Here is a 25,196-nt window from a genome sequence, read left to right on the forward strand (position 1 = left end):
AATGGAAAGAGATTTGATAGAAACCAGGAGGTTTTACCACAAAATAGCCGAACCTGGCTGGATGGAATTTGAGACAACTATAAATATAATCAAGGATTTGAAAAAGCTTGGAGTGTCCGATATCAAATACGGCAAGAAAATCCACAAGGAAGATTTGATTTTTGGAAGGCCATCTCCTGAGAGGATTAAGGCCTATGGAGACAGCCTAAGAATCAAGGAAGATTTTGATATTTCAGAGATTTTAATGGGCTATACTGGTCTAATTGCAACAATTAATACAGAAAAACCTGGCAAGACCTTTGCCTTTCGCTTTGACATCGATGCTATGCCTATCAAGGAAAGTGATGATAAGTTTCACAAGCCATTTAGGGAGGGTTTCGCTTCGGAAAATCCAGGAGCTATGCACGCTTGCGGCCACGATGGCCACTTATCTATGGGGATTTTCCTTGCAAAATGGATTTTGGAAAATAAAAAAGATTTATCTGGTAAGTATATTTTGATTTTCCAGCCTGGCGAAAAAGGTCTTCGTGGAGCCAAGTCCCTTAGCGAATCAGAATACATTCACGACATAGATTATTTTTTTGCAGGACACTTGGGAATGGGACTTCCTTCGGGAAAAGTCGGAGTTGGAACGACTGGTTTTCTTGCATCAACAAAACTAGATGCAATATTCAAGGGCCATTCTTCCCATGCGGCAGCCCTACCAGAAGAGGGAAAAAACGCCAATCTTGCCGCAGCATCCGCCCTTTTAAACCTAGAAACCCTTGCCCAACACTCTAAGGGCATGGCAAGAATTAATGTTGGAGTTATAAGGGGAGGCAGGGTTAGAAATGCCATCTCAGATAAGGCCGTCCTTGAACTTGAGACCAGGGGTGGAAGTGATGAAGTTAATAATTTTTTGGTCACCAGGGCCATCCAGGTTATAAAGGGGGCTAGTATCCAGTACGATTTGGATTATGAAGTGAAAATAGCAGGTTCTGCGCCTTCTATAATAAAGCCTGCTACTAAGTTTTACCAAGAAATAAATAAAATGTTAGAAGAAAAGGGTTTTGATACAATAAAAAATCCTGATTTTAAGGCAAGCGAGGATGTTTGCTATTATATAAACAAGGTAAATTCTGAGGGCGGATCTGCCATCCACTTTATTTTTGGATCAGACCTTGCTGCAGGCCACCACAACAAGGCCTTTGACTTTGATGAAAAGTCATTAGATATGGGCCTTGACGTTTACAAGGCTTGTATAAAATACCTAAACAAAAACGGAAAATCTTAGGTTCTTCCGTTTTTTGTTTTATTTAATTTCGCTAGGTTCTTTCATGATAAAAGATCCAATTATAAAGCTTATAGATAGGATAAGGGTCGCTGTTAGGGCCATTTTATCGCCAAATTTAAATTGGATATTAACAATAATTTGGTAGGCTATTGTCTCAAGGATATAAACGAGTGCCCAGTAAACTGACATGATTTGGGTAAGCTTTTCTGAAAACATTCCAGGCATTTCTTGAGGAATTAGGACGAAATTTGTAAGTGGTACATACATAATTGTGCCTAAAGCCAAGGCCAAGATGGATGCAAGGACTGGGTTTGTTGTGTTTATTAGCAAAAAGCCAATGCTAGTTGTAAGTATGCCTGCAACTTTCAAGGTTGGGACTCTTTTGGTAGATTTTTTTGCAACTAGGATAGAAAGTAGGGTACCAATTAGGGCTCCTGTTGTAAAAAGTGTTGAGATTTTACTGGCAGGAATTGGTGAAAAGTTCGTATTTGGGAAAATATTTAGCATGACCATGTAAAGGGTCAAATGGCCAAAATACATACAAGGCATTAGGATTGCAATTTTTTCTCCAAGGGCATCTTTTAGAGAAAATGTTTTTGATCCTGTTTCCTTACTAGATGTAATCTTAAAATCTTCTCCGATTAGAATCCAGGCTGTGAAAATCACAAAGGAAACTATGGAGAAGGCCACAAGGGCGTACCTGCCAAGACCTAAAAGTTTAATCACAGGTCCCACAAGGAGTAAGGCCAAAATAGAACCAACATTGTAAGATACGTTGTTGAGGGCGTTTACAACTGGTCTTTGATCTGGTTGAAAATAATTTACAACCACAGGGGAGAAGTAGACTACAAAAAGTGCTCCACCAAAGCCCATGATAAACCTTCCTATAAGAAAAATTAGAAAGGATGGTGAAAGTGCTGCAAGTAAGGCTCCTGCAGGGATTAAAAGGGAGCCAAGACCGATGGATTTTTTTGGAAAAAGCTTGGCGAAAATAGTCGCTGCAACTAAGTTTCCTAAAATTTTGGCGATTGTAACCACGTTATTAATCAGCGAAACTGAATTTGCACCTTCTAGACTAAAGGCCTTTAGGATATTGGGTGTTAAAGTTGAGCCAGCTATCCAGTTTACGGCGAAAAAAGCATAGGCCAAAAACATGATAGCTTCTATGGCAATTGATTTTATCGGTGTTTTTTTATTTGTCATAATTCTTCCTTATATTTTTTATTCATTAATTGTTTATACCCTTCTTGATGAAATATAAGCAAATAAGGTATGATGGTCATATGGAAAAATATATTTTAGATTTTAGTAAAGATTTAATAAATTTTATTGACTCAAGTCCTCTAAATTATTTTGCAGTAAAAAATGCTGGCGAAATTTTAGAGGCTAATGGTTTTAAGAAACTTAGGGAAGACCAAGTTTGGGACCTTAAAAAGGGTAAGTATTACACTACTCGTGATGATTCAGCCCTTATAGCCTTTGAGATTGGAGAAGAAATAGAAAAAGGCTTTGAAATAATTGGTTCTCACACAGACAGTCCGACCTTTAAGGTAAAATCTAAGCCAGAAATGGCTGACACAGGCTTTTTGAAATTAAATATCGAAGCCTACGGCGGCATGATTCATTCAACTTGGCTTGATAGGACCCTTTCTCTAGCGGGAAAAGTTGCCTACAAAAAAGACGGCAAAATTAAGTACGATCTTGTAAATATCGACAGGGACCTACTTACAATCGCTAACGCTGCTATCCACATGAATAGGGAAATCAACAAGGGATATGCCTACAATGCCCAGGATAATCTCTATCCACTTGTAAAAACTATCAAGGATGAGCTTGAGGGAGATTCTTATCTTGTGAATATTTTGGCAGAGGAATTAGGAATTAATCCAGAGGATATACTTGACTTTGACCTTGGCCTTTATGACAGGCAAAAGGGTGCTATAATAAATGATATGGTCCATGTTGGAAGGCTTGATAACCTTGGTTCTGTTCACGCATCCCTAATGGCTCTAGTAGATAGCAAACCAGGTAGAAATAAGATGATTCTCTTAAGCGATAACGAAGAGATTGGCTCATCCACAAGAGGTGGGGCGGCTTCAAACCTATTAGGCAATACTTTAGAAAGAATTGCCCTTAAATTTGGACTTGATAGGGAAGGCTATCAAATTATGGTGGAAAATTCTATGATAATTTCTGCCGACCAGGCCCACGCCACCCATCCAAACTACAAGGCCTTTGCCGATCCTACAAATATTGTTAAGATGAATGAGGGTTTGGTAATTAAAATCGCAGCTAATGGTGCTTACGCATCAACTATAGAAACCAAGGCCAAGCTAATAAATATTGCCAAAAAATATGGCTATAAACTTCAAACTTTCCACAATAGAAATGACAAGCAAGGTGGTTCAACCATAGGACCAATCACATCGACAGCCCATGGTATCAAGGCTGTTGACGTTGGTATCCCACTTCTTGCCATGCACTCAATTAGAGAACTTGCAGGTGTGGAAGATATTTACCAGGCATATGAGATTTATAAGAAGTTTTTTGAGGAGGACTAGATGGCAGTAGTAGAAGTTTGCATAATTCCAATAGGTACAAAAGAAACTTCTGTTTCAAAATACGTGGCAGAAGCTGAAAAAATCCTTATGGCAGAGGGTGTAAAATATAAATTAAATCCAATGGGCACAGTCATAGAAGCTAGTGCCGATAAGGCCTTAGAGGCAATCAGAAAAATGCAGGAATCTGTATTTGACAAGGGTTGCGATAGGGTTTATACAGTTATAAAAATGGATGATAGGCGTGATAAGAAAGCTACAATGGAACAAAAAATAAAGTCGGTTGAAGATAGGCTTTAATTTCAAATAAAAAAACCTTCTAGTAATGAAAATTAGGTTTAAATTTACTTTTTATTAAGTATACTGTCCTATAGATATTACAGTTGGTTTTTTTTTAGAAATCATTGTGAAAAAAATATCTATCTGTTATAATAGTTACAAGAATGATTTTCCTAAGGAGGAGAAATGAAAAAATCTAAAACACTTTTGACTCTACTTTTAGCAGGTCTAATGATGACCTCTTGTGGTGGAGCAAAAGAAGGAACTGAAAAGGCAGAGAATAATACAGACCAAAGACCACTTACAGTGGCTATGGCAACAGAGCTTGATTCTATGGATCCATTTAAGACTGCAGCTGGGGACACAAAGACAATGATGGATCAGATTTTTGATGGTCTTTTGGATGTAGATGAAGATGGAAATCTTATCCCAGACTTGGCAGAATCTTATAAGATTTCAGATGATGGCCTTACTTACACTTTTAAATTAAAAGAGGGTGTAAAATTTCACGATGGGTCTGAATTTAGTGCAGATGACGTTTATTATACATATGATAAGTTAGCAGGCCTAACAAGTGGGGAGCCTTTAAATAGTAAATTTGCTTGCATCAAGGAAATGGATATAGTTTCCCCAACAGAAATTTCTATGAAACTTGACAAGGTAAATAATTCCTTTATCTATCTTCAAACCCAACCAATTGTTAAAAAAGATTATGAAGATAATCAAAATAAGCCGATTGGTACAGGCCCTTATAAGTTTGAATCCTATACACCAGGTGAAGCCTTGGTCCTAACAAGGTTTGATGACTACCACAACAAAGACCATATCGCTAAAACCAAGCAGGTAAATGTGGTAAGGATAGCTGACAACCAGGCCCTAGTTATGGCTATAAATAACAAGGAAGTAGACCTGGCATCAAAACTTACCGCAGATGAGGTTGACCAAGTAAAAGAGTCGACAGATTCCTATTCCCACCCACAAAACCTTGTCCAAGTTTTAGGCTTAAATAATAAAATCAAGCCATTTGATGATATTAGGGTAAGACAAGCTATAGCCTATGCCATTGATAAGGACGAAATAATAAAATCGGTAGGTGGCGGCAAGGCGACCAAGCTCTACTCATCCTTCTCACCAGCCCTAAAAGATTATTTCAATGACATAGGGGAATTATATCCAACAAATGTTGAAAAAGCTAAAGAACTTCTAAAAGAAGCGGGTTATCCAGATGGAATTTCCTTTAAGATGACAGTGCCAAGTGATTATAAATATCACATGGATACAGCCGAATTAATCCAGGCCCAACTCAAAAAGGCAGGTATAAATGCGACAATAGAGCCAATTGAGTTTTCAACTTGGCTTGATAGGGTTTATAAGGAAAGGAAATACGAAACAACAATAGTTGGCTTTATTGGCTATGTTGACCCAATCAGAGTCCTAGATAGGTATGTGTCAACATCAGAGAAAGACTACCTAAATTACATCTCTGAAGCCTATGATAAGGCTATAGCCAATGCCCAAGTTACTCTTGACAGGGATGAGCTTATAAAAAATGTAAAAGATGCACAGGAAATAATTGTCAAGGATTGTGCGGCAATCTTTATCCAAGACCCTAACGACAACCTTGTTTTAAACAACGATTATACTGGTCTTAAGACTTATCCAGTACAAAAACTAAACCTCGAAGATATAGTTGGCAAATAATGACAAAAGCAATCGCTAAAAAAATATTTTCGCTTATCTTGACCTTGTTTTTTGTCTCACTTTTAATATTTTTTGTCTTTCAGATTATAGGAGGCAATCCAGCTGAGATAATCTTAGGCACAGAGGCAGACCCAAAGCAAGTCCTAGCTCTTGAAAAAGAGCTAGGACTAGATAAGCCAATCTTTGAAAGATATGTAAATTGGATACTAGGACTCTTTAAGCTTGATATGGGAATGAGTCTGAAATACCAAATCCCGGTTAGGGACCTTTTTTTTAAGAAACTTCCGGTAACTATGTGGCTAACTATTTATTCGTTAATTTTGTCAATTGTAATAGCCTTACCCTTATCAATACAAATTACAATGAAGTCTGACAAGTGGTATGCATCTATAATTACGGCTGTGACCCAACTTGGGATATCAATCCCTTCTTTTTGGTTGGCATTTTTATTAATCTACATATTCGCAGTTAGGCTGGGAATTTTTTCCACCCTGTCCTACAATGTTATGGGTGGGGGATTTTTCTTGAAAGTTAAAAATTTCTTTCTGCCATCCCTTGCTATTGCTATACCAAATATAGCGACCATTATTAGGTATATGCAGGCTGCTCTTCTTGATGAGATCAACAAAGATTACGTTAGGACTGCCAGGATGAAGGGGATGGAATTAAGGGAAATTTTATACAAACATGTCCTAAGAAATGCCCTTATTCCAGTAATTACGGTCATAGGAATGTGCCTAACATCAGCTGTTGGGGGTTCGCTTATAGTAGAAAATGTATTTTCCCTACCAGGGATAGGGTCCTTAATTGTGGCTTCAATTACTTCTAGAGACTTTACACTTATCCAGTCAGTTGTTTTGGCTGTTGCATTTTTGGTTATCTTTATAAATTTAATTATAGATATACTTTACGGATTAGTTGATCCAAGGATTAGAGGTGGCAGATGATTAAAGAAAATAAAAATTCAATTAGGATTGGAAAGGCAATCATTGGCCTATATTTCATTGTCCTTCTTGTTTCGATATTTTGGACACCTTATGACCCAAATAAGATAAATACAAGTATGAAATTAGTTTCCCCATGCCTTGCCCACCCTTTTGGGACTGATAATATGGGTAGGGATATTTTATCAAGGCTAATGGAAGGTTCTCAATACGCCCTTATTTTATCTTTTGGTACTGTAATTCTCGCTCTTTTCCTCGGTTCTATCATAGGAGCTGCTGCTGGATATTTCGGTGGGGCAGTTGATGAGGTTTTGATGAGGTTTATAGATTCACTGATGGCCTTTCCAGGTATCCTTTTTGCCATGATGTTGGTAACAGTTTTTGGGGCAGGGGTTATTAATACAATCCTTGCTATTGGAATTATGTCTGTGCCTTACTTTGCTAGAGTTGTTAGGAGCGGATTTTTGCAGGTCAAAAATGCTCAATTTGTAAAATCTGCGGTCATAAAAGGAGCAAGTCCACTTTATATAGCCATCAACCACATTTTGCCAAATATCAAAAACCAACTTATGGTTGCCATTATTTTATCAATTTCTCAGGCAATCTTATCTGAGGCTGGGCTTTCTTATCTAGGTCTTGGAGTTAGGCCACCAAACCCATCTTGGGGGAGGATGCTAAAGGAAAGTCAGGCTTATTTCAACCAAGCACCTCATTATTTCCTTTTTACAGGTATTTGCCTAAGCCTAGTTGTTTTAGGTTTTACCCTTTATGGTGAGAAATACAGGTCAGAAAGACTAAGAGAGAAGGCCCAGCGATGAAAAAAATCCTAGAAGTAAATGATTTAACAGTTGCCTTTAAGACTGTAAATGGAGATAAAAACGCAGTTAACCATATTTCTTTTGACCTTTTTGAAAAGGACTTTGTAGGCCTCGTTGGTGAATCTGGCTGCGGTAAAACTGTGGCAACCCAAACTATGCTTGGGATCCAATCAAAAAATGCCATCATAAAATCAGGTTCAGTTAAATTAAGAGATATAGAAGTCTTAGGCCTAACTGACAAGGAGTGGAAGAAATACAGGGCGAGAAATATAGCCACAGTCTTCCAAGAACCAGGCTCAGCCCTAAATCCACTCATGAAGGTTGGGGCTCAAATCGAAGAAGTTTTGAAAATCCACTACGATTTTGATAAGGAAAGGCGAAGGGAACTTGTTTATAAGACTATGGAAAATGTAGGCCTTAGGGACGTTCAAAACCTCTACGACAAGTATCCTCACGAACTTTCAGGTGGCATGCAGCAAAGAATTGTAATCTGCATTGCCCTAATCGCAAACCCAAATGTTTTGATAGCAGACGAGCCAACCACAGCCCTCGATGCTAAGGTCCAGGCTCAAATAATCGACCTATTTAGGGATTTAGGCCACATCTATAATGGTGCAATTTTATTTATTAGCCACGACCTAAACCTAATCGATAGGATTTGCAAAAAAGTTATGATTATGTATGCAGGAAGGCTGGTTGAAAAGGGAGAGACCAAAGATGTAATAAATAATCCCCTCCATCCTTATACCAAGGCCCTCCTAAAGGCTGTCCCAAATTACAAAAAAAGGGGAGAGGCCCTTTATAACATTAAAGGCCACGTGCCAGACCTCAAAAACAGGTCCAATGAAGGATGTCCCTTTGCAGACAGGTGTGATCACACCATGGAAATTTGCACAAAAACTTTCCCAGAAAGATACGAAATAGAAGGTCATAGGGTTCATTGCCACCTTTTTGGAGGTCAAAATGGATGAGATATTAAGAATAGAAAATATAAGCAAAGTCTATAAGGATTCGTCCATCCTTTTTAGGAAAAAAGACAACTTAGCCCTTGACCATGTATCTTTTGATATAAAAAGAGGGGAAATTTTTGGCTTAGTCGGCGAATCTGGATCGGGAAAAACAACCCTTTCAAATATTATCTTAAGACTAATCAAGGAAACAAGCGGCAAAGTTTATTTTGAAGATAAGGATATAACAAGCTTTTCCAAGGAAGAGCTTTTGGCCTACAGGAAAAAGCTCCAGGTAGTTTTTCAAAATCCCTACCAAGCCCTAAACCCAAAAAAGACCATAGGTTTTTCCATCAAGGAAATATTAAAAATCCACAATGTTGGAACAGAAGAAGAGAGAGATGAAAAAATCAGGAAAATCTTAGAAGAAATCGAGATGGAAGAAGATGTCCTTGATTATTATCCGCCAAACCTATCAGGTGGCCAAAAGCAAAGGATAGCCATAGCCTGCGCCCTAATAATCGAGCCGGAATTTCTAATCATAGACGAGGGAGTATCGGCCCTTGACGTTTCAATCCAGGCCCAAATCCTAAATCTGATTAAAAATTTGCAGAAAACCCACAACTTCACCTGCCTATTTATATCTCACGACCTAAATGTAATAGCTTACCTCTGCGACAGGATAGGGGTCCTTTACAACGGTAAATTAGTAGATTTATTCGATACAAAGGACATAGCAAGCCCAGACAGGGATGAATATACAAAAGAATTATTTAAATCGATAAAAATCTGAAATTAATAAAAGAGCTTAAGCTAGGCTGATAAATTTGTACATGCCAAAGCCAAGCTCTTTTTTATTGAGAAATTAAATATAAATCCGGTATAAATATTCAAATTTATTTTTTATTTTTCACGCGGTATAATGAAAAAGAAAATTTTGCAAAAGTAAAACATAAGGAAGTATTATTTTGAAAGAATTTGGAAATCTAGCTTTTGACAAGAAAACAATGAAGGAAAATGTACCTTACCCAGTTTATCTAAAATGGAAGGAAGCTGCTAGAAACAACGCAACTTTAGATAGGGAAACAGCGGACTCTATAGCCCACGCCATGAAAACTTGGGCAATTTCCAAGGGGGCTACCTCCTACACCCATTGGTTCCAACCACTAAATGGCAAAACTGCAACCAAAAAAACCGCTTTTTTAAATAGGGATGATAAGCACAATCCTATAAATAGGTTTTCTGGCAAGGAACTTATAATAGGCGAACCCGACGCTTCATCCTTCCCATCTGGAGGTATGCGATCAACTTTTGAAGCCAGGGGCTATACATATTGGGATTTAACAGCCAATTCCTTTATCTTGGATAAGGTTTTGTATATACCGTCAGTTTTTGTTTCCTTTTATGGAGAAAAACTAGACAAGAAACTTCCCCTAATCGAATCGATGAATATGGTAAGTAAGGTTGCTACTAAACTTTGTAATTTATTTTTAAAGGACGAACCAACCTATAGGGTCAAGGCCAAAGTAGGTCTTGAACAAGAATTTTATTTAATTGATAAAAAATATTTTGACCAAAGAATCGACCTAGAATATTCGGGCATGACCTTGGTGGGATCAGACCCTATGGTTGAAAAAGAGATAGTTTCCCACTATCTAGGAGCTATTCCTGAAAGGGTCAACGCCTTTTATGAAGATGTCAACAAGGCTCTTTACGATTTGGGAATTTATATGGAAGCCGAACATAATGAGGTGGGGCCAAACCAATTTGAAATAGCGATAATGTTTGAAAATGCCAATATTTCTGTGGATAATAACCAGCTTTTGATGTATATTTTGGAAAAAACTGCCCTCAAACACGACCTCGTTTGTCTATTAAAGGAAAAACCATTCAAGAATATGGCAGGATCTGGTAAGCATAACAATTATTCCTTGGCAACAAATTATGGCAATAATTTATTTTCGCCGGGCAAAGACCCAAAAAACAATATGGCTTTTCTCCTATTTTTATCAGCAATGGTTGAAGTTTGCAACAAATACCAAAAACTTATTAGAATAGCATCATCTACCGTTACTAATGATTATAGGTTGGGAGGCAATGAGGCCCCACCAGCCATAATTTCAATGTTTATAGGTTGCGATCTAGAGGAGATTTTACAAGCAATAGCAAATGACGACTTTGAAGAAAAACTTATTTCAAATAAAGTAAAAATTCCCCACCTAGGTGAGATAAAAACTGACACTTCAGATAGAAATAGGACTTCACCTATAGCCTTTACCGGCAATAAATTTGAATTTAGGATGCTAGGTTCATCCCAATCTGCAGCTGACCTTAATACGGTGATAAACATTGGTATGGCAGAAGCTCTTGGGAAAATATATTCTAGCTTAGAAGGTGTAAGCGAAGATAATTTAAAAGAAGAAGCCTATAAAATCATCAAGGAAATTTATATGGCAAATAAAAATATCTTATTTCAGGGAGATGGCTATTCAGAAGATTGGAAAAAAGAAGCAGAAAAAAGAGGCCTTGAAAATTACCCAACCTACCTTGATGCCCTAAAGGCTGCAAAGGATGCAAAGGCCTACGATATTTTTGAAAAAGTAGGTATCTTTAGCCAAAAGGAAATAGAGTCTATAATAAATGTAGGTTTTGAAGATGTAATAAAATTTTTCTCAGCCCAACTAGAGATTTTAAATAATATGATCCATCAAGAAATTCTCCCATCAGCAATGAGGGAAATAAAGGGTATAAAAGACTACTTATCCTTTATGGAAAATGAAAATCTTAAGCAAAGGGCAACAAAGATAAACGATGAAGTTGGCCAACTCCTAGCCTATTCAGAAAAAATCTTAGACCTAATAGAAAAAAGTGAAACAATATCAGATATAGAAGCAAAGGCCGATTTCCTTCAAAAAGAAAGTAGACAAGTGGCAAGTGAAATCCGAAAAATTTCAGATACTTTGGAAAAACTAATATCAAGAGAAAATTACTCCATGCCAAACTATGTCGATATGCTAAAGACCTTGTAGAAAATTAAAAAGAGACTCAGCTCAGTTTTAGGGGTTAAAGTTAACCTGAGCGAGTCTTTTTTTTTATTAATACCTATGAATATTTTCCTTTATCTTAAAAGGTTCATCCTTCTTGTTGCTTGGTATAAGAAGATTCCAAGGATGGCATTTATGGCCATGGCTACTAGGACTGCTGGGTAGGATGGGAGGAAGAGATTTAGTTGATTTGTTATGGTTAGGGCTATTGTCAAAAATAGGGTGCCTGAGACCATGGTGCCTAGGGCAAAGATTAGGATTACCTTTGGAATTGTGAAATTTTTGCCCATAGCTTTTATCATGTAAAATACAACTAGGCTTGTGATTATTTTTTCTATGAAATTTGGAATTTGGCCGCCTGGAAAACCTGTTGTTAGGGCGCTCATTATGCCTCCTGCAACTCCTAATAATAAGGCTTCTTTAATATCGCCTACTATCATTAGGGAGATAAACATCATTGAGAGTAAGAAGTCTGGCTTTACTCCAAAAAATATGCCTGGGACCATAAAGTGGAGGACAAGTCCTAGGGCCATGAAGATTGCTGATACTGTTAAGTTTCTGGTTTGTATTGTGTTTGTTTGCATTTTTATTTCCTTTCTTGGTGGTTTGGTATAAAAAAAGCCCGCTCCTATAATATTAGGAGCGAGCTTAGCCCACGGTGCCATCCTCATTTGTCTATCATTAATAGACCTCTTTAGATACTTTCATATCCTATCCCTGTAAGGTGAGAAACACCCGCCGGCTACTTTAATTTCACCTTTGATCCGATAGACCCATTCACAAATAATTTTGCCTTGCAATTCTCATCAACCATTAACTTTCTGTTGGCTTAATTTTTTGCTACTACTTCTATCTAAGATTTATGTTAGCTTTATCATATTATAACATTATCACTTTGTCAAGTAAATTTTTTAAATAATATACCTAACTAAGAAAATTATTGCTAAAACATAGATTACCCAGCTTACTTCCTTGCCCTTGCCTGTTAAAAGTTTGATGGCTGCAAAGCTCATCATTCCAAAGGCTATACCTTCTGCTATTGAATAAGCTAGTGGCATCATTAGGATTGTCATGAAGGCTGGGAAGGCTTCAGTGATATCTTCAAAGTTGATTTCTACAACAGTTGATAGCATGAAGAGTCCTACTGTTACTAGGGCTGCTGATGTGGCTGCTGCAGGTATTATTGAAAATATTGGGAAGAAGAATGCTGCTATTACAAAGCATCCTGCTGTTGCAAGAGCTGTAAGTCCTGTTCTTCCGCCTTCTGCTACACCTGATGAAGATTCTACGAAGGTTGTTATTGTTGATGTACCAAGTAGGGCGCCTACAGTTGTTCCAACTGCGTCACTCATTAGGGCCTTGCTTGCTTCTGGTAGGTTGCCATTTTCATCGAGCATCTTTGCCTTGGTTGCAACTCCTGTTAGGGTGCCTAGGGTATCAAAGATATCTACAAATAAAAATGAGAATAAGACTGAAAACATCTCCAAGCTGAAGATATTAGAAAAGTCTAATTTAAAGGCTACAGGTGCGATTGATGGTGGTAAGCTTACGATATTGGTATCTGGTAAATGTGTTACGCCTAGGATTAGAGATAGGACGGTTGATACCAAGATTCCCCAAAGTAGGGCTCCCTTTACTCCTCTGGCTGTAAGCACGATCATCACTACTAGGGCAAAGAAAAATACTAGGGCCTCAAGACTCTTTAGGTTGCCTAAAGCTAGGGCTGGTTCTGCCTTAACGATGATGTTTGCATTTAATAGACCGATTTCAGCTATAAATAAGCCTATACCTACTGACACTGCTTTCTTAAGTGTGGTTGGAATAGAATTAAAGATCGCCTCTCTGACTCCCACAAAAGATAGTAAGATAAAAATAATTCCTTCTAAAAATACTGCGGTGAGGGCGAACTGCCAAGAGTGACCCATTTGACCGACTACTGTATAGGTGAAGAAAGCATTAAGCCCCATACCAGCAGATAGACCGAAAGGTAGGTTGGCATAAAAGGCCATTAGGACCATGGCTATTACACTTGCGACGATGGTGGCTGAGAAAACTGCACCGTAATCCATGCCTGCTTCGCTTAGGATAGCTGGATTTACCGCAAGGATATAACTCATTGTCATAAAGGTAGTTATACCTGCCATTATTTCTGTCTTAACATTAGTACCATGTTTGTTTAGCTTGAAAGTTTTTTCGAAAAATGAAACTTCTGCCATATTTGCCTCCTTTTATTTATGATACAGGTCTATTATATGTTTTTATTTAAAATTATCACCAAAATCCTTTATTTTTGCGTAAAAAATCGCTATAATAGGTATAAGACTACATATCTAGAAAGAAGGAACAATGACTACGACGAATTGGATTGAACTTATTGTTATTATAGTAGGGGTGATGGGAAGTGCTTTTTTTTCCTCATCAGAAACTGCCCTTACATCTTTAAATGTATTTAAAATTAGACAAATGGAAGAAAATGGAGTTGAAAATTCCTCCCTGGTTAGAAAATTAACTGAAAATATAGGCAAGGTTTTAACTACAATTTTGATTGGAAATAACATAGTTAATATTGCAACTACAACAATAGCGACCATATTTTTTACAGATCTTTTTGGTCCATCAGGTGCTATTATTTCAACTATTGTCCTAACACTTACAATTTTAATTTTTGGCGAAGTGACACCTAAAAATATAGCTTCTTCATCATCAGAAAAGGTTGCCCTAAAGGTTGCAAAACCTATTAAGTTTTTTGATTTTATCTTAAAACCAATGTCTTTTTTTCTCCAAGCTATTACAAATTTTTTGACCAGGCTTCTTATAGGGGAAAATACCCAAAAGGGAGATTTGGTGACTGAAGAAGACCTTAAGACTATTGTGGATGTTTCTGAGGAACAAGGGGTCATAAATGACCAAGAATCAGAGATTATAAACAATGTTTTTGAATTTGGTGACTCTGACGTTGAAGATATCATGACTGCAAGAACAAATATGGAAGCAATTGCTGTCGATATGGAAGATAGGGAACTTAAAGATTTCCTAAAAAATTGCAAACACTCAAGGATACCTGTTTATGGCAAGTACATTGATAATATCATCGGTATCCTTCACATGAAGGATATAGTTGCTTTTATTGCAGAAGATAAGGCTCTTAATATCGAAGAGATGATAAGACCTGCCTTTTATGTTTATGACAATATGCACATCTTTGACCTCTTTAAGTCTATGAGGGGCGAAAATGTTTCACTTGCCATAGTTATAGATGAATATGGGGGAACATCTGGAATTGTGACCATAGAAGATATTGTAGAAGAACTTGTAGGAGAGATTGAAGACGAGTACGACACCCACCTTGAATCAATTCTTAAGATTAATGACAAGGAATATTTGGTTAACCCATCTATTCACATAAATGACTTTAACGATTACTTTGATACAGACCTAGTTCAAATCAAAAACGACTCCATAGGTGGATTTTTGATTGATAATCTTGGTAGGATTCCAAAACTTGGAGATGCTATTGAAGCAGATGGAATAAAAATTACAGTAGTTCAGATAAATAGGTACAAACTAGAAATGCTCAAGGTAGAATTTTCTTAAAAGGGGGAAAAAATGAGACAAACAGTTTATATAACCGGCCACAAAAAGCCAGATACAGACTCAATTATGTCAGCCATTGCCTATGCTGACTTAAAAAATAGGCTTGGAGAATATGAGGCTATCCCAATTAGACTTGGAAAACTTTCTCAAGAAAGCCGTTTTGTCCTCGATTATTTTGGGGTAAAACCACCAGAAATCAAGGAATCTATGAAACTTACTGTTGGTGATTTATCTTTTGATAAGGGAACAATCATCGACCCTACTATTCCAATCAGAAAGGCCTGGGACACCTTTCAAAAAGGAGCTACAAATTCCCTAACAGTTGTAGATAATGACGGGGAAATTGTTGGTATTGCTTCACTTTCAAATATTACAAAATCATACATGGATGTTTGGGACGATAGGATTTTAGGCCGTGCCCACACTCCAATTGACAATATTATTGATGTTTTGGCAGCGAAAATTATTTATCTTGGGGAAGATGACCCAAGCTTTCCTGGCAGGATGATGGTCTTTGCCATGGGTGGCAGCAAGGAAGATTTAAAAGACATTTTCACCGAGGGAGACATAGTTATAGCTGGTAATAGGACTGATTATGACATTATCCTAAAGCAAAATATTTCACTTTTGATTCTTACAAATGGGACAGGCCTCAGTGATGATGTGATTGAAATTGCTAAGGAAAACAAGGTGGCAGTTATTTCTACAGAATATAACACTTTTATGACTTCAAGGCTTTTGCCAATGACTATTCCAGTTAGCCAGGTAATGACAACTGAGAATTTAATTTACTTTAAAACTGACGATACCCTTGATGTGGTGAAAGACGCCATGGCCAAATCTAGGTTTAGGTCCTATCCGGTAGTTGACGCTACCAAAAAGGTCGTAGGCTCAATTTCTAGGTACCATTTGATTTCATCAAAGAAGAAAAAACTAATCCTTGTTGACCACAACGAGAGAAACCAATCAATCGATGATATAGATGAAGCAGAAATTATAGAAATTATCGACCACCACAGGGTTGCAAACATACTCACAACTTCTCCTGTATTTTTTAGGGCAGAACCAGTTGGATCAACCGCCACAATCATCAGCGAAATGTACCTAGAATCAGGCATTAGACCATCAAGGGAGATTGCAGGCATACTTTGTGCGGCAATAATTTCCGATACTTTATTATTTAGGTCACCAACCACAACCGACACGGATAAGAGAATACTTGATAGGATGAGCAAGATTGCAGGCATCAACCCAGAAGAATTTGCCGACAAGATGTTTAGGGCAGGCACTTCCCTTAAGGGAAAATCTGCCAAGGACCTTATAGAAGGTGATATCAAGACCTTTACAATCGGTGATGCCAATGTCAGAGTTGGCCAAGTTTTCACTATGAATCCTGAAGAACTAGTGCCAATTATGGACGAACTTAAAAAGCAAATGGCAGCTAAAATCAAGGAAAGAGGCGAAGATACCTTTGTCCTTGTCCTAACAGACATCTTTAACCAAAGGTCTGAACTCCTTGTTGTTGGCGAATATTACGACGATATCAAGGAAGAATTTGGAGACTTAACTCCAAACGGTACTATCAATGCCGAGGGAGTTCTATCTCGTAAAAAACAAGTAATACCAAAGCTTACAGCTGCAATTATAAAAGCATAAAAATAAGCTTGCCATTTGTGGCAGGCTTTTTTGCTAGGAGAATTTATGGAAATTTTAGATATTTATGATAAATACAGGAAAAGAACAGGCAAAACCTATCCAAGACATGAACAAATTCCTGACGGTGGTCTAAGATTAATTGTTCATATCCTAATTTTTAATGACAAGGGAGAATTATTAATCCAACAAAGGGCTGAGTCTAAGAAAATGGGAGGACTTTGGGATTTGACTTGTGGGGGAGCCTGCCAGGCTGGTGAAGATTCCTTTGAGGGAGCAAGGAGGGAACTAAGGGAAGAGTTGGGAATTGACTTTGACTTTACAAGTATAAGGCCAATATTAACTGCCAATTTCGACCAGGGTTTTGATGATTTTTTTCTTCTTAGGGAAAATATAAATATTAATGATTTAAAATTACAAAAAGAAGAAGTTAAGGACGCACGTTTTGCAAGTCGTGCTGAGGTTTTAGACCTTCTTTCCAAGGGGAAATTCGTAAAATATAAAAAATCCTATTTGGATTTACTTTTTGACCTCAATGACGATAGGAAATTTATGGAATATTAAACAAAAAAACCGCCCGCAAGCTTTAAGCTCGGGACGATTTTGAAAGACTAAAATCTTAGTCATTTAATTGTTCAAGCAAATAATCTGGATCCATGCCGTGAACCATGCAAGCTTCTTCAAGGGACTCATAAAGAGCAGTTGGACAAGCAATGCAGCCCATGCCACTCATCATAAGAGTGTTGATAGCTTCAGGTTTAGCTTGGATTATATCGCCTATTATCATATCACGTGTGATAGTTACTTTGTCTTGAGTATTTTCGGTCATATTAACCCCCTTTTTCATATATAAACATTTTACTACCAAAGGGGAAATAATCAAAGTAAAATACTAGGGTATAGGAGGGATTATGGATAAGAAAGAATTAATAAAAGAAAAACAAAAAGAACTTTTAGCTATAAATAACAAAATCAACGAGGGAGCAAGGCCTAGCTTTGCGAGGCTCTTTGTAGGGCCTTTTGCAACTGGTCTAGGAGGATTTTTAATCGCAAGTCTTATAAAACTTTCCACAACTCAGAGCCTAGCCCTTATCTTTGTTGGCTATTTAGCTGGCCTTGTTATACTTACAATAAAGGAAAATAAAAGGATAGAAAAGGAAAAGAAAAATCTAATCAATCAAAGACTGAAACTTCAAAAAGAAGTCGTTGACCTAATTAGGGAGGTTAGAAATGAGGATAATTAAATATTCTAAATCTGAAGAATTTTTAAATATATCAACCCACCTTTTGGGTTTCATCCTAAGCCTAATATTTTTCCTACCCCTTGTAATTTCAACCTACAAAGCTGGGGATATAGTGGTCTTCATGGCCTGGCTTATATATTTTATTGCCATCGCCTTGATGTTTTTAGCATCAAGCCTCTACCATTCAATGACAAATCCCCTCGCCCGTACGATTTTTAGGGCCATAGACCACGGAGTAATCTACCTTACAATCGCTGGATCCTACACACCGATAATCTTAATCGGCCTAAAATCAACCTTTGCCATAATTATCTTTGTAATAATTTGGATTTTGGCAATCACAGGGATTTCTATGAATATAATTGCCTTTGCGACCGGCAAGGAAGATAGGATAGGCAAGGCCTCCATGATAATTTATATGGCCATGGGTTGGATTTCAGTCCTTTTACTTTATCAAATTTATAAGTATATCGGTATGTCTTATCTCATGTATCTAGTTCTAGGTGGCTTATTTTACACAATAGGGGCTGTATTTTATGGGGTCAAAAAAATACCTTACAACCATGCCATCTGGCATATTTTTATCCTATTTGCAGCCTTTGTCATGCTTTATGGAAACATAAAATATCTGGGATAATTGCAAGAAAAGTAAATATAAGTATAATATTAGCAGTCGAACACATAGACTGCTAATTTATTTTATTAAAAATTCTCAAGGAGGATTAGATATGAAACAAGAATTTAAGGCGGAAGCCAAAAAAGTCATGGATCTTATGATCCATTCAATTTATACCAACAAGGAAATATTTTTAAGAGAGCTTATATCAAACGCATCTGATGCCTTAGATAAGTTATATTATGAAGATTTAAAGTCTGATACAACTACAAATAAGGACAATTATTTTATAGAAATTATCCCAAATAAGGAAGAAAGGACTCTTACAATCAGGGATACAGGTATTGGAATGGATGAGGAAGACCTTGCCACAAACCTCGGCACCATTGCCAAATCCGGAACAGAAGTCTTTAGGAAAACTGTTGACTCATCAGATATCAAGGACCTAATCGGCCAATTTGGTGTTGGTTTTTATTCTGCCTTTATGGTTGCAGAAAAAATCGAGGTTTTATCCAAAAAACACGGGTCTAAAAAGGCCTATATCTGGGAAAGCGAAGATGCAGACGGTTTTACTATCAAGGAAGCATCCAAGGCAAGCCCTGGTACTGATGTAATTCTTCATTTGAGAGAAAATACAGAAGATGAAAATTACGATATTTATTTAGATCAAAACACAATTAGAGGTCTTATCCGTAAGTATTCAAACTATATCAGATATCCAATCAAGATGGAAATCACCAAGACAAGAATTAAGGAAGGTTCACCTGAAGATAAGCCAGAATACGAAGACTACAGGGATATGACCGTCCTCAATTCTGACAAACCAATCTGGAAGGAAGACAAAAAGAACCTCACAGACGAAGATTATATAAATTTCTACCAAGAAAGTCATTTTGGTTTTGATAAACCTCTCTCATGGGTACATTTCAAGGCAGAAGGCTTGGTTGAATTTAGGGCACTCTTATATATTCCAGAAAAGGCACCTTTCGATTATTATTCAAAAGACAGGCAAATCGGCCTTGAGCTTTACTCACACGGGGTTAAAATCATGGATTCCTGCGATGAGATCCTTGACGATGCCTATTCTTTTGTAAAAGGTGTGGTAGAATCTGACGACCTTACCCTAAATATTTCAAGGGAAACCCTCCAACAAAATAGGCAATTAAGGGTAATTTCAAAGCAAATCAACAAGAAAATCAACGCCCACCTTAAAGAAATGATGGAGAAAAAAAGGGAAGACTACGAAAAATTCTACAAAGAATTTGCCGACTCTATCAAGGTTTCAATTTACGAATCATATGGAGCAAATAAGGAAGACTTACAAGACCTCTTACTTTTCTATTCTAGAAAGGAAGATAAGCTAATAAGCCTAAAAGAATACAAGGAATCTGCCCCAACAACAGCCGAATTCATCTACTACGGCACAGGTGAATCCATTGAAAAAATCAAATCTTCCCCAGCCCTTAAAATGATAGATGAAGACAAAGACGTTCTATTATTAGATAAGACCCTTGACGAATTTTTAATCAAGATGCTAGGCGAATACGAAGGACTTAAATTTAAATCAATCACAGCAGAAGAAACATCCGATGATGAAAACAAAGAGGATAACGAAATCATATCCTTTATCAAAGAAGTCATGCCAGAAGACGTGGTAGATGTGACCTTCACTGACAAATTAGAAGACGTCCCATCCCTAATCAAGGAAAGAGGAGAAGTCTCAATAGAGATGGAAAAGACCCTCAAAAACCAACCAAACGCCTTCGGCATCAAGGCAGAGAAAGTCTTAGAAATCTCCACAAAAACTAAGGCCTACGACCTCTTAGAAAAAGCCTACAAGGATGACAAAGACAAGGCAAAAATGATAGCAAGACTTTTACTAGACCAAGCCAGACTCATAGAAGGCCTAGAAATTGAAGACCCAGTGGCATATGCTAAAAATATTTGGAAGTTAATTTAATAAATGATTATAAAAGGAAAGTACGGAAAAATCTGTGCTTTCTCTTTTTTTATAAAATTATCAGTATGAGGGATTGGACGTATTTTAATTTGGGTATAAAAATATGGACAAGAAAACTATTTTGAGCCTAAAGCTGATAACAATATTGTAAAGTCTTGGGGATTGAAAAATAAAGAAAGGTGGGGTTTTATGAATTGTTCTAAGTCTTTGAGTTTTAAGAAAGTTTTGACTATTTTGATCGGTTCCTTTTTGCTTTCTGTTATGTTTTTACTGACAAGTTGTAGCAAAGAGCCTGTGTCAGAGAACAAAGAAATGGAATTTCCTTTGGATGATAAAGGGTATCCCAAAAATAATCTTGTAATGATCAACGACAAAACCTATCCTCTAGAACTGGTAGGAGAATCACATAGGGATTCTGAAATTGAAATTAATATGGATGGGGATAGGGATATTGTTGAAATTACACTTCCCCAATATCTTCCTATTAATTATTGGTCCCTTGATGAAAATGAATATATGAATTTAGTTTCTTATAGTAGGATTGATTTTCCAATAAAAGATGAAAATATGGTCGAGGGTCCTTCTGCTGCTGTGCAAAAATTTGTGCTTAACCTTGCAAGTGGAGAAACTTCAGAAATTTTATTAAAGTGGGCAAATGTAGATGAAGTGGATAAGTTATTTAAGGATAAAAAAGAGGATTATCTCTTGAAAATAAAAGTAACGTATTAGGAAATTTTTGCAAAAAAGGCGAGCGGAGAATAAAAACTGCTTGCCTTTTTTATTGACATAAATCTTCCAATTTTGAGCTAAAGAGATAAATCTTATCATTTATTCGATTTTTTTCTATTAAAAATCACCTATAAACAAGTATAGTAATTGTATAAAAACATCGAGGGAAGATTTCCCTTTTTATTGGAGGAAGTATGGAAGATATTAGAAAATCTGCCTGGCTTGAATTGACTGAGGCAGAGCTTAAAGATTTGGACGTTTTTTCTAAGGATTATCTTGACTTTATGGATAAGTCTAAGACAGAAAGAATGGCTGTTAAGGAAATTATTAAAAGAGCGGAAGAGGCTGGTTTTAGGCCACTTGATGACCTCATAGGAGCTGGCGAAGTAAAGCCAGGGGCTAAGGCCTATGCTATTAATAGGAATAAGGCTGTGGCTTTATTTGTCCTTGGATCTAAGGACCTTGAAGAAGGTATGACTATTGTTGGTTCCCATTTAGATAGCCCAAGGCTTGACCTTAAGCCAGTTCCACTTTTTGAAGAAAGTCACGCAGCTTATTTAAAAACCCACTATTATGGCGGTATCAAAAAATACCAATGGACAAATATTCCACTTAGTCTAGTTGGCGTAGCCTTTAAAAAAGACGGTACAAAAGTTGAAATATCAATAGGTGAAAAGGAAGATGACCCAGTATTTTTCATCTCTGAACTTCTAGTCCACTTATCAGCTGACCTTAACCAAAAGAAGGCGGGCGAAGTAATAGAAGGTGAGAAACTCAACATCATGGTAGGATCAATTCCTCTTAAGGATGAAAAAGAAAATCCTATCAAGAAAAATGTTTTAAAATACCTAAAGGAAACCTATGGTCTTGAAGAAGATGACTTTATGGTGGCAGAATTAAACGTAGTTCCAGCGACTAAGGCGCGTGACGTTGGTTTTGATAGGTCAATGATTATGGCTTATGGCCACGACGATAAGGTATGTTCTTTTGCTTCCCTTAAGGCAATCCTTGAAGCAGGAGAAAATACACCAGAAAAAACCCTAGTTGGCCTATATGTTGACAAGGAAGAAATCGGATCTGTTGGTGCAACAGGCATGACCAGCCAATTTTTCGAAGATATGGTCCTTGAAATATTAGAAGGTCAAGGAAAGGGCAATATTGTTAGCCTAAAGAGAGCTTTGAGATCTTCTAAGGTCCTTTCTGCAGACGTAACCCTTGCAGAAGATCCTGGCTATCTTGACGCAACAGAACCAATGAATACAGCTAAGCTTGGCCATGGTGTGGCCCTAACAAAATATACAGGTTCACGTGGCAAGGGCGGCTCAAACGATGCTGACGGCGAATATTTATCTGAAGTAAGGCTTGCCTTTGCAAAAGAAAACGCAATTTGGCAAACAGGTGAACTTGGCAAAATAGACCAAGGTGGCGGTGGCACAATCGCCTATATCCTTGCAGAATACGGTATGTCTGTAGTTGACTGCGGTACTCCAGTGGTATCCATGCACGCACCTCTAGAATTAATTTCAAAAGCCGACCTCTACCAAACCTACAAGGCATATTTAGGATTCTTTAAACACATTTAAGTTATTGATTTCTACGCATTTACTAGGAATTAAAAAACTTTGAAAAATATTTGACATTCGTTTTAGCTAGTGTATAATAATAGTTTTTCTTGACTAAAGCATCATCTGGAAGTATAATGATACAAGTATCAAATGGAAGGATGATTAAATGGCACAAAGATCAGTTCACGATATTAGAAAAGAAGTAGAAAATTCGGTTGGTAAGGAAGTAATCCTTAAGGCCGATATGGGCAGGAAGAGAGTAAAAACTAAGACAGGTGTCATTGTAAGTGCATTTCCAAGTGTGTTTACAGTTAAGGTCAACAATGACTTTGATGTTGAAAGAACAATATCTTACACATATTCAGATATTTTAACATCAGCAGTAAAATTGACTCCAAACAAATAAAAATACGGGGCTGTTAAAAAACAGTCCCTTTTTTTGTTCATATATATAGATTATAAATATTGAGAGGTAATATGAAATACGCAGATTTACACATGCACACATCATATTCTGATGGTGACTATGATATAAAAGAAGTAATAGAAATGGCTGTGAGGGCAGGAATCAAAACCATGGCTATAACCGACCACGACAGGGCAGATCATTTTGAAAAAATAAAGGAAATAGGCAAAGACTTTGATATTAGGCTAATCAAGGGACTTGAAATATCTGCCTATGACTTTGATTCTCATAAAAAAGTCCACATCGTAGGCTTATTTTTGCCTGAAAAAACACCAGAAATTGATAAACTAAATGCTATTACCAACAAAAAAAGAGAAGCCTACCACCTTTCTCTTTTGCCAAAGCTTGTGGAAGATGGTTTTGAACTGGATTACGCCTATCTAAAAACTTTTGCAAAAAATTCGATAATATATAAGTCAGATATTTTTTGGGCCATGAAGGCAAAATATCCAGAAAGGATGGAAGGAGTCGGTTTTAAGGATATTTTTCACGAAAAAACCACCGACGACCTTGCCAGGATCATGGGCTATATTCCTGTAAAAGATGCCATAGAGGCTGTAAATGCAGACGGTGGCCTATCAATCCTTGCCCATCCTCAGGAGTATGACAACTGGGATGAGATTGAAAAATACAAGGAAATGGGACTTAGAGCCATAGAAATCAACCACTCCAGGATGAAGGGCGGAGATTTTGAAAGGGCAAGAGACTTTGCAGATAAACTTGATCTTTTAATGTCAGGAGGTTCTGATTTTCACAGGCTAGGCCGTTTTGAACTTGGCGATTATGGCCTAAACGAAGATGAATTTAAAAACCTAGAGGAGGGTTTTTATGAAAAATATTGTAATTCTTGACTCTAAACCCCTAAATCCAGGGGATATTTCTTTTAAAGAATTAGAAAAACTAGGAAATCTTACAGTCTATAAAGAATGTCCAAATGATAAGGCAGAAATCATAAAAAGAGCCAAGGATGCGGAGATTTTGCTTGTTTGCTATGTGAAGATTACTAGGGAAATAATGGCAAATCTTCCAAATTTGAAATATATAGGGGTCTTATCAACTGGTTTTGATAATATCGACACCAAGGCCGCCAAAGATTTGAAAATTGCAGTGACTAATGTTCCAGCCTACGGGACTGAGGCTGTGGCTCAATTCTCTTTAGCACTCTTGCTTGAAATCACAACGAGAGTTGGCCACCATGACAGGGAAGTTAAATCTGGTCGCTGGAAAAAGGCTGGTTTTTGGTATTTTGGTGACTATCCCCTCATAGAATTGTATGGGAAAACCGTCGGACTTTTGGGTCTTGGAAAGATTGGCCTTGCAGCGGCAAAAATTTATAAGGCCATGGGCATGGAAGTTTTGGCCTACAATCGCACTGAGAATGAGGAAGCCAAGGCCTATGTAAAATACATGAGTCTTGATGAAATCTACGCCAAAGCTGATATAATAGACCTCCACCTACCATTGACCAAGGAAACTGAAAACATTATAAACGAAGAAGCAATATCAAAGATGAAAGATGGGGTTATTATAATAAATACAGCCAGGGGCGGTTTGATTGACGAAAAAGCTCTGATGGCTGGCCTTGATTCTGGAAAAATTTTTGCAGCAGGCCTTGACGTAAATAAAACCGAACCAATTAACGATGACAACCCACTTTTGACCTATGAAAATATAATCCTAACCCCACACATGGGATGGGGACCTGTTGAAACGAGGGAAAGGCTTTTAGGAATTGCCATTGACAATATCCTAGCCTTTGAAAATGGTCAAAGAAAAAATAGGCAAGATTAGGGAAAAAATGAAAG

24 protein-coding genes are annotated in these 25,196 nt (G+C 37.3%); 20 read left to right on the forward strand and 4 right to left on the reverse strand.

Annotated elements, in window-relative coordinates; translation table 11 throughout:
• The first annotated feature begins 1 nt into the window (after position 1).
• The gene (locus J2Z38_RS00155) at positions 2 to 1,273 is read left to right on the forward strand and encodes an amidohydrolase (protein ID WP_209770957.1); all 1,272 of its coding nucleotides are present in this window, start codon (positions 2 to 4) and stop codon (positions 1,271 to 1,273) included.
• Positions 1,274 to 1,291: 18 nt separating this feature from the next.
• Here J2Z38_RS00155 and J2Z38_RS00160 read toward each other — a convergent pair whose 3' ends face one another.
• Positions 1,292 to 2,476 carry an MFS transporter gene (locus J2Z38_RS00160; RefSeq protein ID WP_209770960.1) on the reverse strand — a complete coding sequence of 395 codons (1,185 nt, stop codon included), beginning with the start codon at positions 2,474 to 2,476 and terminating at the stop codon, positions 1,292 to 1,294.
• Positions 2,477 to 2,556: 80 nt separating this feature from the next.
• Between J2Z38_RS00160 and J2Z38_RS00165 the strand changes: the two genes are divergently transcribed.
• From J2Z38_RS00165 to J2Z38_RS00200, 8 genes are all read left to right on the forward strand, one after another.
• Positions 2,557 to 3,834, forward strand: coding sequence for a M18 family aminopeptidase (locus J2Z38_RS00165; RefSeq protein ID WP_209770963.1), 1,278 nt, complete (start codon positions 2,557 to 2,559; stop codon positions 3,832 to 3,834).
• Entirely contained in the window at positions 3,835 to 4,131 is a 297-nt protein-coding gene (locus J2Z38_RS00170) for an MTH1187 family thiamine-binding protein (protein ID WP_209770966.1), read from the forward strand. It begins immediately after the preceding gene.
• Between the two features lie 165 nt (positions 4,132 to 4,296).
• Positions 4,297 to 5,811 carry an ABC transporter substrate-binding protein gene (locus J2Z38_RS00175; RefSeq protein WP_209770968.1) on the forward strand — a complete coding sequence of 505 codons (1,515 nt, stop codon included), beginning with the start codon at positions 4,297 to 4,299 and terminating at the stop codon, positions 5,809 to 5,811.
• Positions 5,811 to 6,758 (forward strand): ABC transporter permease, encoded by a 948-nt coding sequence (locus J2Z38_RS00180; RefSeq protein WP_209770971.1) that lies wholly within the window; start codon positions 5,811 to 5,813, stop codon positions 6,756 to 6,758. Before J2Z38_RS00175 ends, J2Z38_RS00180 begins: the two co-directional genes overlap by 1 nt.
• Positions 6,755 to 7,573 carry an ABC transporter permease gene (locus J2Z38_RS00185; RefSeq protein ID WP_209770974.1) on the forward strand — a complete coding sequence of 273 codons (819 nt, stop codon included), beginning with the start codon at positions 6,755 to 6,757 and terminating at the stop codon, positions 7,571 to 7,573. Before J2Z38_RS00180 ends, J2Z38_RS00185 begins: the two co-directional genes overlap by 4 nt.
• Complete coding sequence (locus J2Z38_RS00190) at positions 7,570 to 8,544, forward strand: ABC transporter ATP-binding protein (RefSeq protein WP_209770977.1); 975 nt, start codon at positions 7,570 to 7,572, stop codon at positions 8,542 to 8,544. The genes J2Z38_RS00185 and J2Z38_RS00190 overlap by 4 nt, the downstream gene beginning before the upstream one ends.
• Positions 8,537 to 9,313 (forward strand): ABC transporter ATP-binding protein, encoded by a 777-nt coding sequence (locus tag J2Z38_RS00195; protein WP_209770980.1) that lies wholly within the window; start codon positions 8,537 to 8,539, stop codon positions 9,311 to 9,313. The genes J2Z38_RS00190 and J2Z38_RS00195 overlap by 8 nt, the downstream gene beginning before the upstream one ends.
• Before the next feature lie 169 nt (positions 9,314 to 9,482).
• Positions 9,483 to 11,549 (forward strand): glutamine synthetase III, encoded by a 2,067-nt coding sequence (locus tag J2Z38_RS00200; RefSeq protein ID WP_209772425.1) that lies wholly within the window; start codon positions 9,483 to 9,485, stop codon positions 11,547 to 11,549.
• Positions 11,550 to 11,638: 89 nt separating this feature from the next.
• Here the strand turns inward: J2Z38_RS00200 and J2Z38_RS00205 are convergent, their stop codons facing one another.
• On the reverse strand, positions 11,639 to 12,148 hold the full coding sequence (locus tag J2Z38_RS00205) for a tryptophan transporter (RefSeq protein WP_209770982.1): 510 nt from the start codon (positions 12,146 to 12,148) through the stop codon (positions 11,639 to 11,641).
• Positions 12,149 to 12,475: 327 nt separating this feature from the next.
• Positions 12,476 to 13,780: an NCS2 family permease gene (locus tag J2Z38_RS00210; RefSeq protein ID WP_209770984.1), complete on the reverse strand. Its 1,305-nt coding sequence runs from the start codon at positions 13,778 to 13,780 to the stop codon at positions 12,476 to 12,478.
• Between the two features lie 130 nt (positions 13,781 to 13,910).
• Here J2Z38_RS00210 and J2Z38_RS00215 point away from each other — a divergent pair, with 130 nt between their 5' ends.
• Genes J2Z38_RS00215 through J2Z38_RS00225 form a run of 3 tightly spaced genes read left to right on the forward strand, consistent with a single transcriptional unit; the run spans position 13,911 to position 17,375 of the window.
• Positions 13,911 to 15,158: a hemolysin family protein gene (locus tag J2Z38_RS00215; RefSeq protein ID WP_209770986.1), complete on the forward strand. Its 1,248-nt coding sequence runs from the start codon at positions 13,911 to 13,913 to the stop codon at positions 15,156 to 15,158.
• Between the two features lie 12 nt (positions 15,159 to 15,170).
• Entirely contained in the window at positions 15,171 to 16,814 is a 1,644-nt protein-coding gene (locus J2Z38_RS00220; protein ID WP_209770988.1) for a putative manganese-dependent inorganic diphosphatase, read from the forward strand.
• A gap of 45 nt (positions 16,815 to 16,859) precedes the next feature.
• Positions 16,860 to 17,375, forward strand: a complete 516-nt coding sequence (locus J2Z38_RS00225) for an NUDIX hydrolase (protein WP_209770991.1) — start codon at positions 16,860 to 16,862, stop codon at positions 17,373 to 17,375.
• A gap of 55 nt (positions 17,376 to 17,430) precedes the next feature.
• On the opposite strand, the gene J2Z38_RS00230 is transcribed toward J2Z38_RS00225, so the two are convergent.
• Positions 17,431 to 17,640: a DUF1858 domain-containing protein gene (locus J2Z38_RS00230; protein WP_209770995.1), complete on the reverse strand. Its 210-nt coding sequence runs from the start codon at positions 17,638 to 17,640 to the stop codon at positions 17,431 to 17,433.
• Between the two features lie 82 nt (positions 17,641 to 17,722).
• On the opposite strand from J2Z38_RS00230, the gene J2Z38_RS00235 reads away from it, so the two are divergent.
• The 8 genes from J2Z38_RS00235 (at position 17,723) to J2Z38_RS00270 (ending at position 25,182) form a co-directional block, all read left to right on the forward strand.
• Positions 17,723 to 18,055 (forward strand): hypothetical protein, encoded by a 333-nt coding sequence (locus tag J2Z38_RS00235; protein ID WP_209770998.1) that lies wholly within the window; start codon positions 17,723 to 17,725, stop codon positions 18,053 to 18,055.
• Positions 18,042 to 18,692 (forward strand): PAQR family membrane homeostasis protein TrhA, encoded by a 651-nt coding sequence (gene trhA / locus J2Z38_RS00240; protein ID WP_209771002.1) that lies wholly within the window; start codon positions 18,042 to 18,044, stop codon positions 18,690 to 18,692. Before J2Z38_RS00235 ends, trhA begins: the two co-directional genes overlap by 14 nt.
• Before the next feature lie 91 nt (positions 18,693 to 18,783).
• The gene (gene htpG / locus J2Z38_RS00245; RefSeq protein ID WP_209771003.1) at positions 18,784 to 20,631 is read left to right on the forward strand and encodes a molecular chaperone HtpG; all 1,848 of its coding nucleotides are present in this window, start codon (positions 18,784 to 18,786) and stop codon (positions 20,629 to 20,631) included.
• Between the two features lie 162 nt (positions 20,632 to 20,793).
• Positions 20,794 to 21,360 carry a hypothetical protein gene (locus J2Z38_RS00250; protein WP_225304660.1) on the forward strand — a complete coding sequence of 189 codons (567 nt, stop codon included), beginning with the start codon at positions 20,794 to 20,796 and terminating at the stop codon, positions 21,358 to 21,360.
• Between the two features lie 194 nt (positions 21,361 to 21,554).
• Positions 21,555 to 22,943 (forward strand): aminopeptidase, encoded by a 1,389-nt coding sequence (locus J2Z38_RS00255; RefSeq protein WP_209771005.1) that lies wholly within the window; start codon positions 21,555 to 21,557, stop codon positions 22,941 to 22,943.
• Positions 22,944 to 23,091: 148 nt separating this feature from the next.
• Entirely contained in the window at positions 23,092 to 23,331 is a 240-nt protein-coding gene (locus J2Z38_RS00260; protein ID WP_209771007.1) for a Veg family protein, read from the forward strand.
• 71 nt (positions 23,332 to 23,402) lie between these two features.
• A complete protein-coding gene (locus tag J2Z38_RS00265) occupies positions 23,403 to 24,242 on the forward strand; it encodes a PHP domain-containing protein (protein WP_209771009.1) in 840 nt (279 codons plus the stop codon).
• Positions 24,220 to 25,182, forward strand: a complete 963-nt coding sequence (locus tag J2Z38_RS00270) for a D-2-hydroxyacid dehydrogenase (protein WP_209771011.1) — start codon at positions 24,220 to 24,222, stop codon at positions 25,180 to 25,182. Before J2Z38_RS00265 ends, J2Z38_RS00270 begins: the two co-directional genes overlap by 23 nt.
• Positions 25,183 to 25,196 lie beyond the last annotated feature (14 nt).

The sequence above is a fragment of the Anaerococcus degeneri genome (assembly GCF_017874475.1).
GTDB classification, from domain to species: Bacteria; Bacillota; Clostridia; order Tissierellales; family Peptoniphilaceae; genus Anaerococcus; species Anaerococcus degeneri.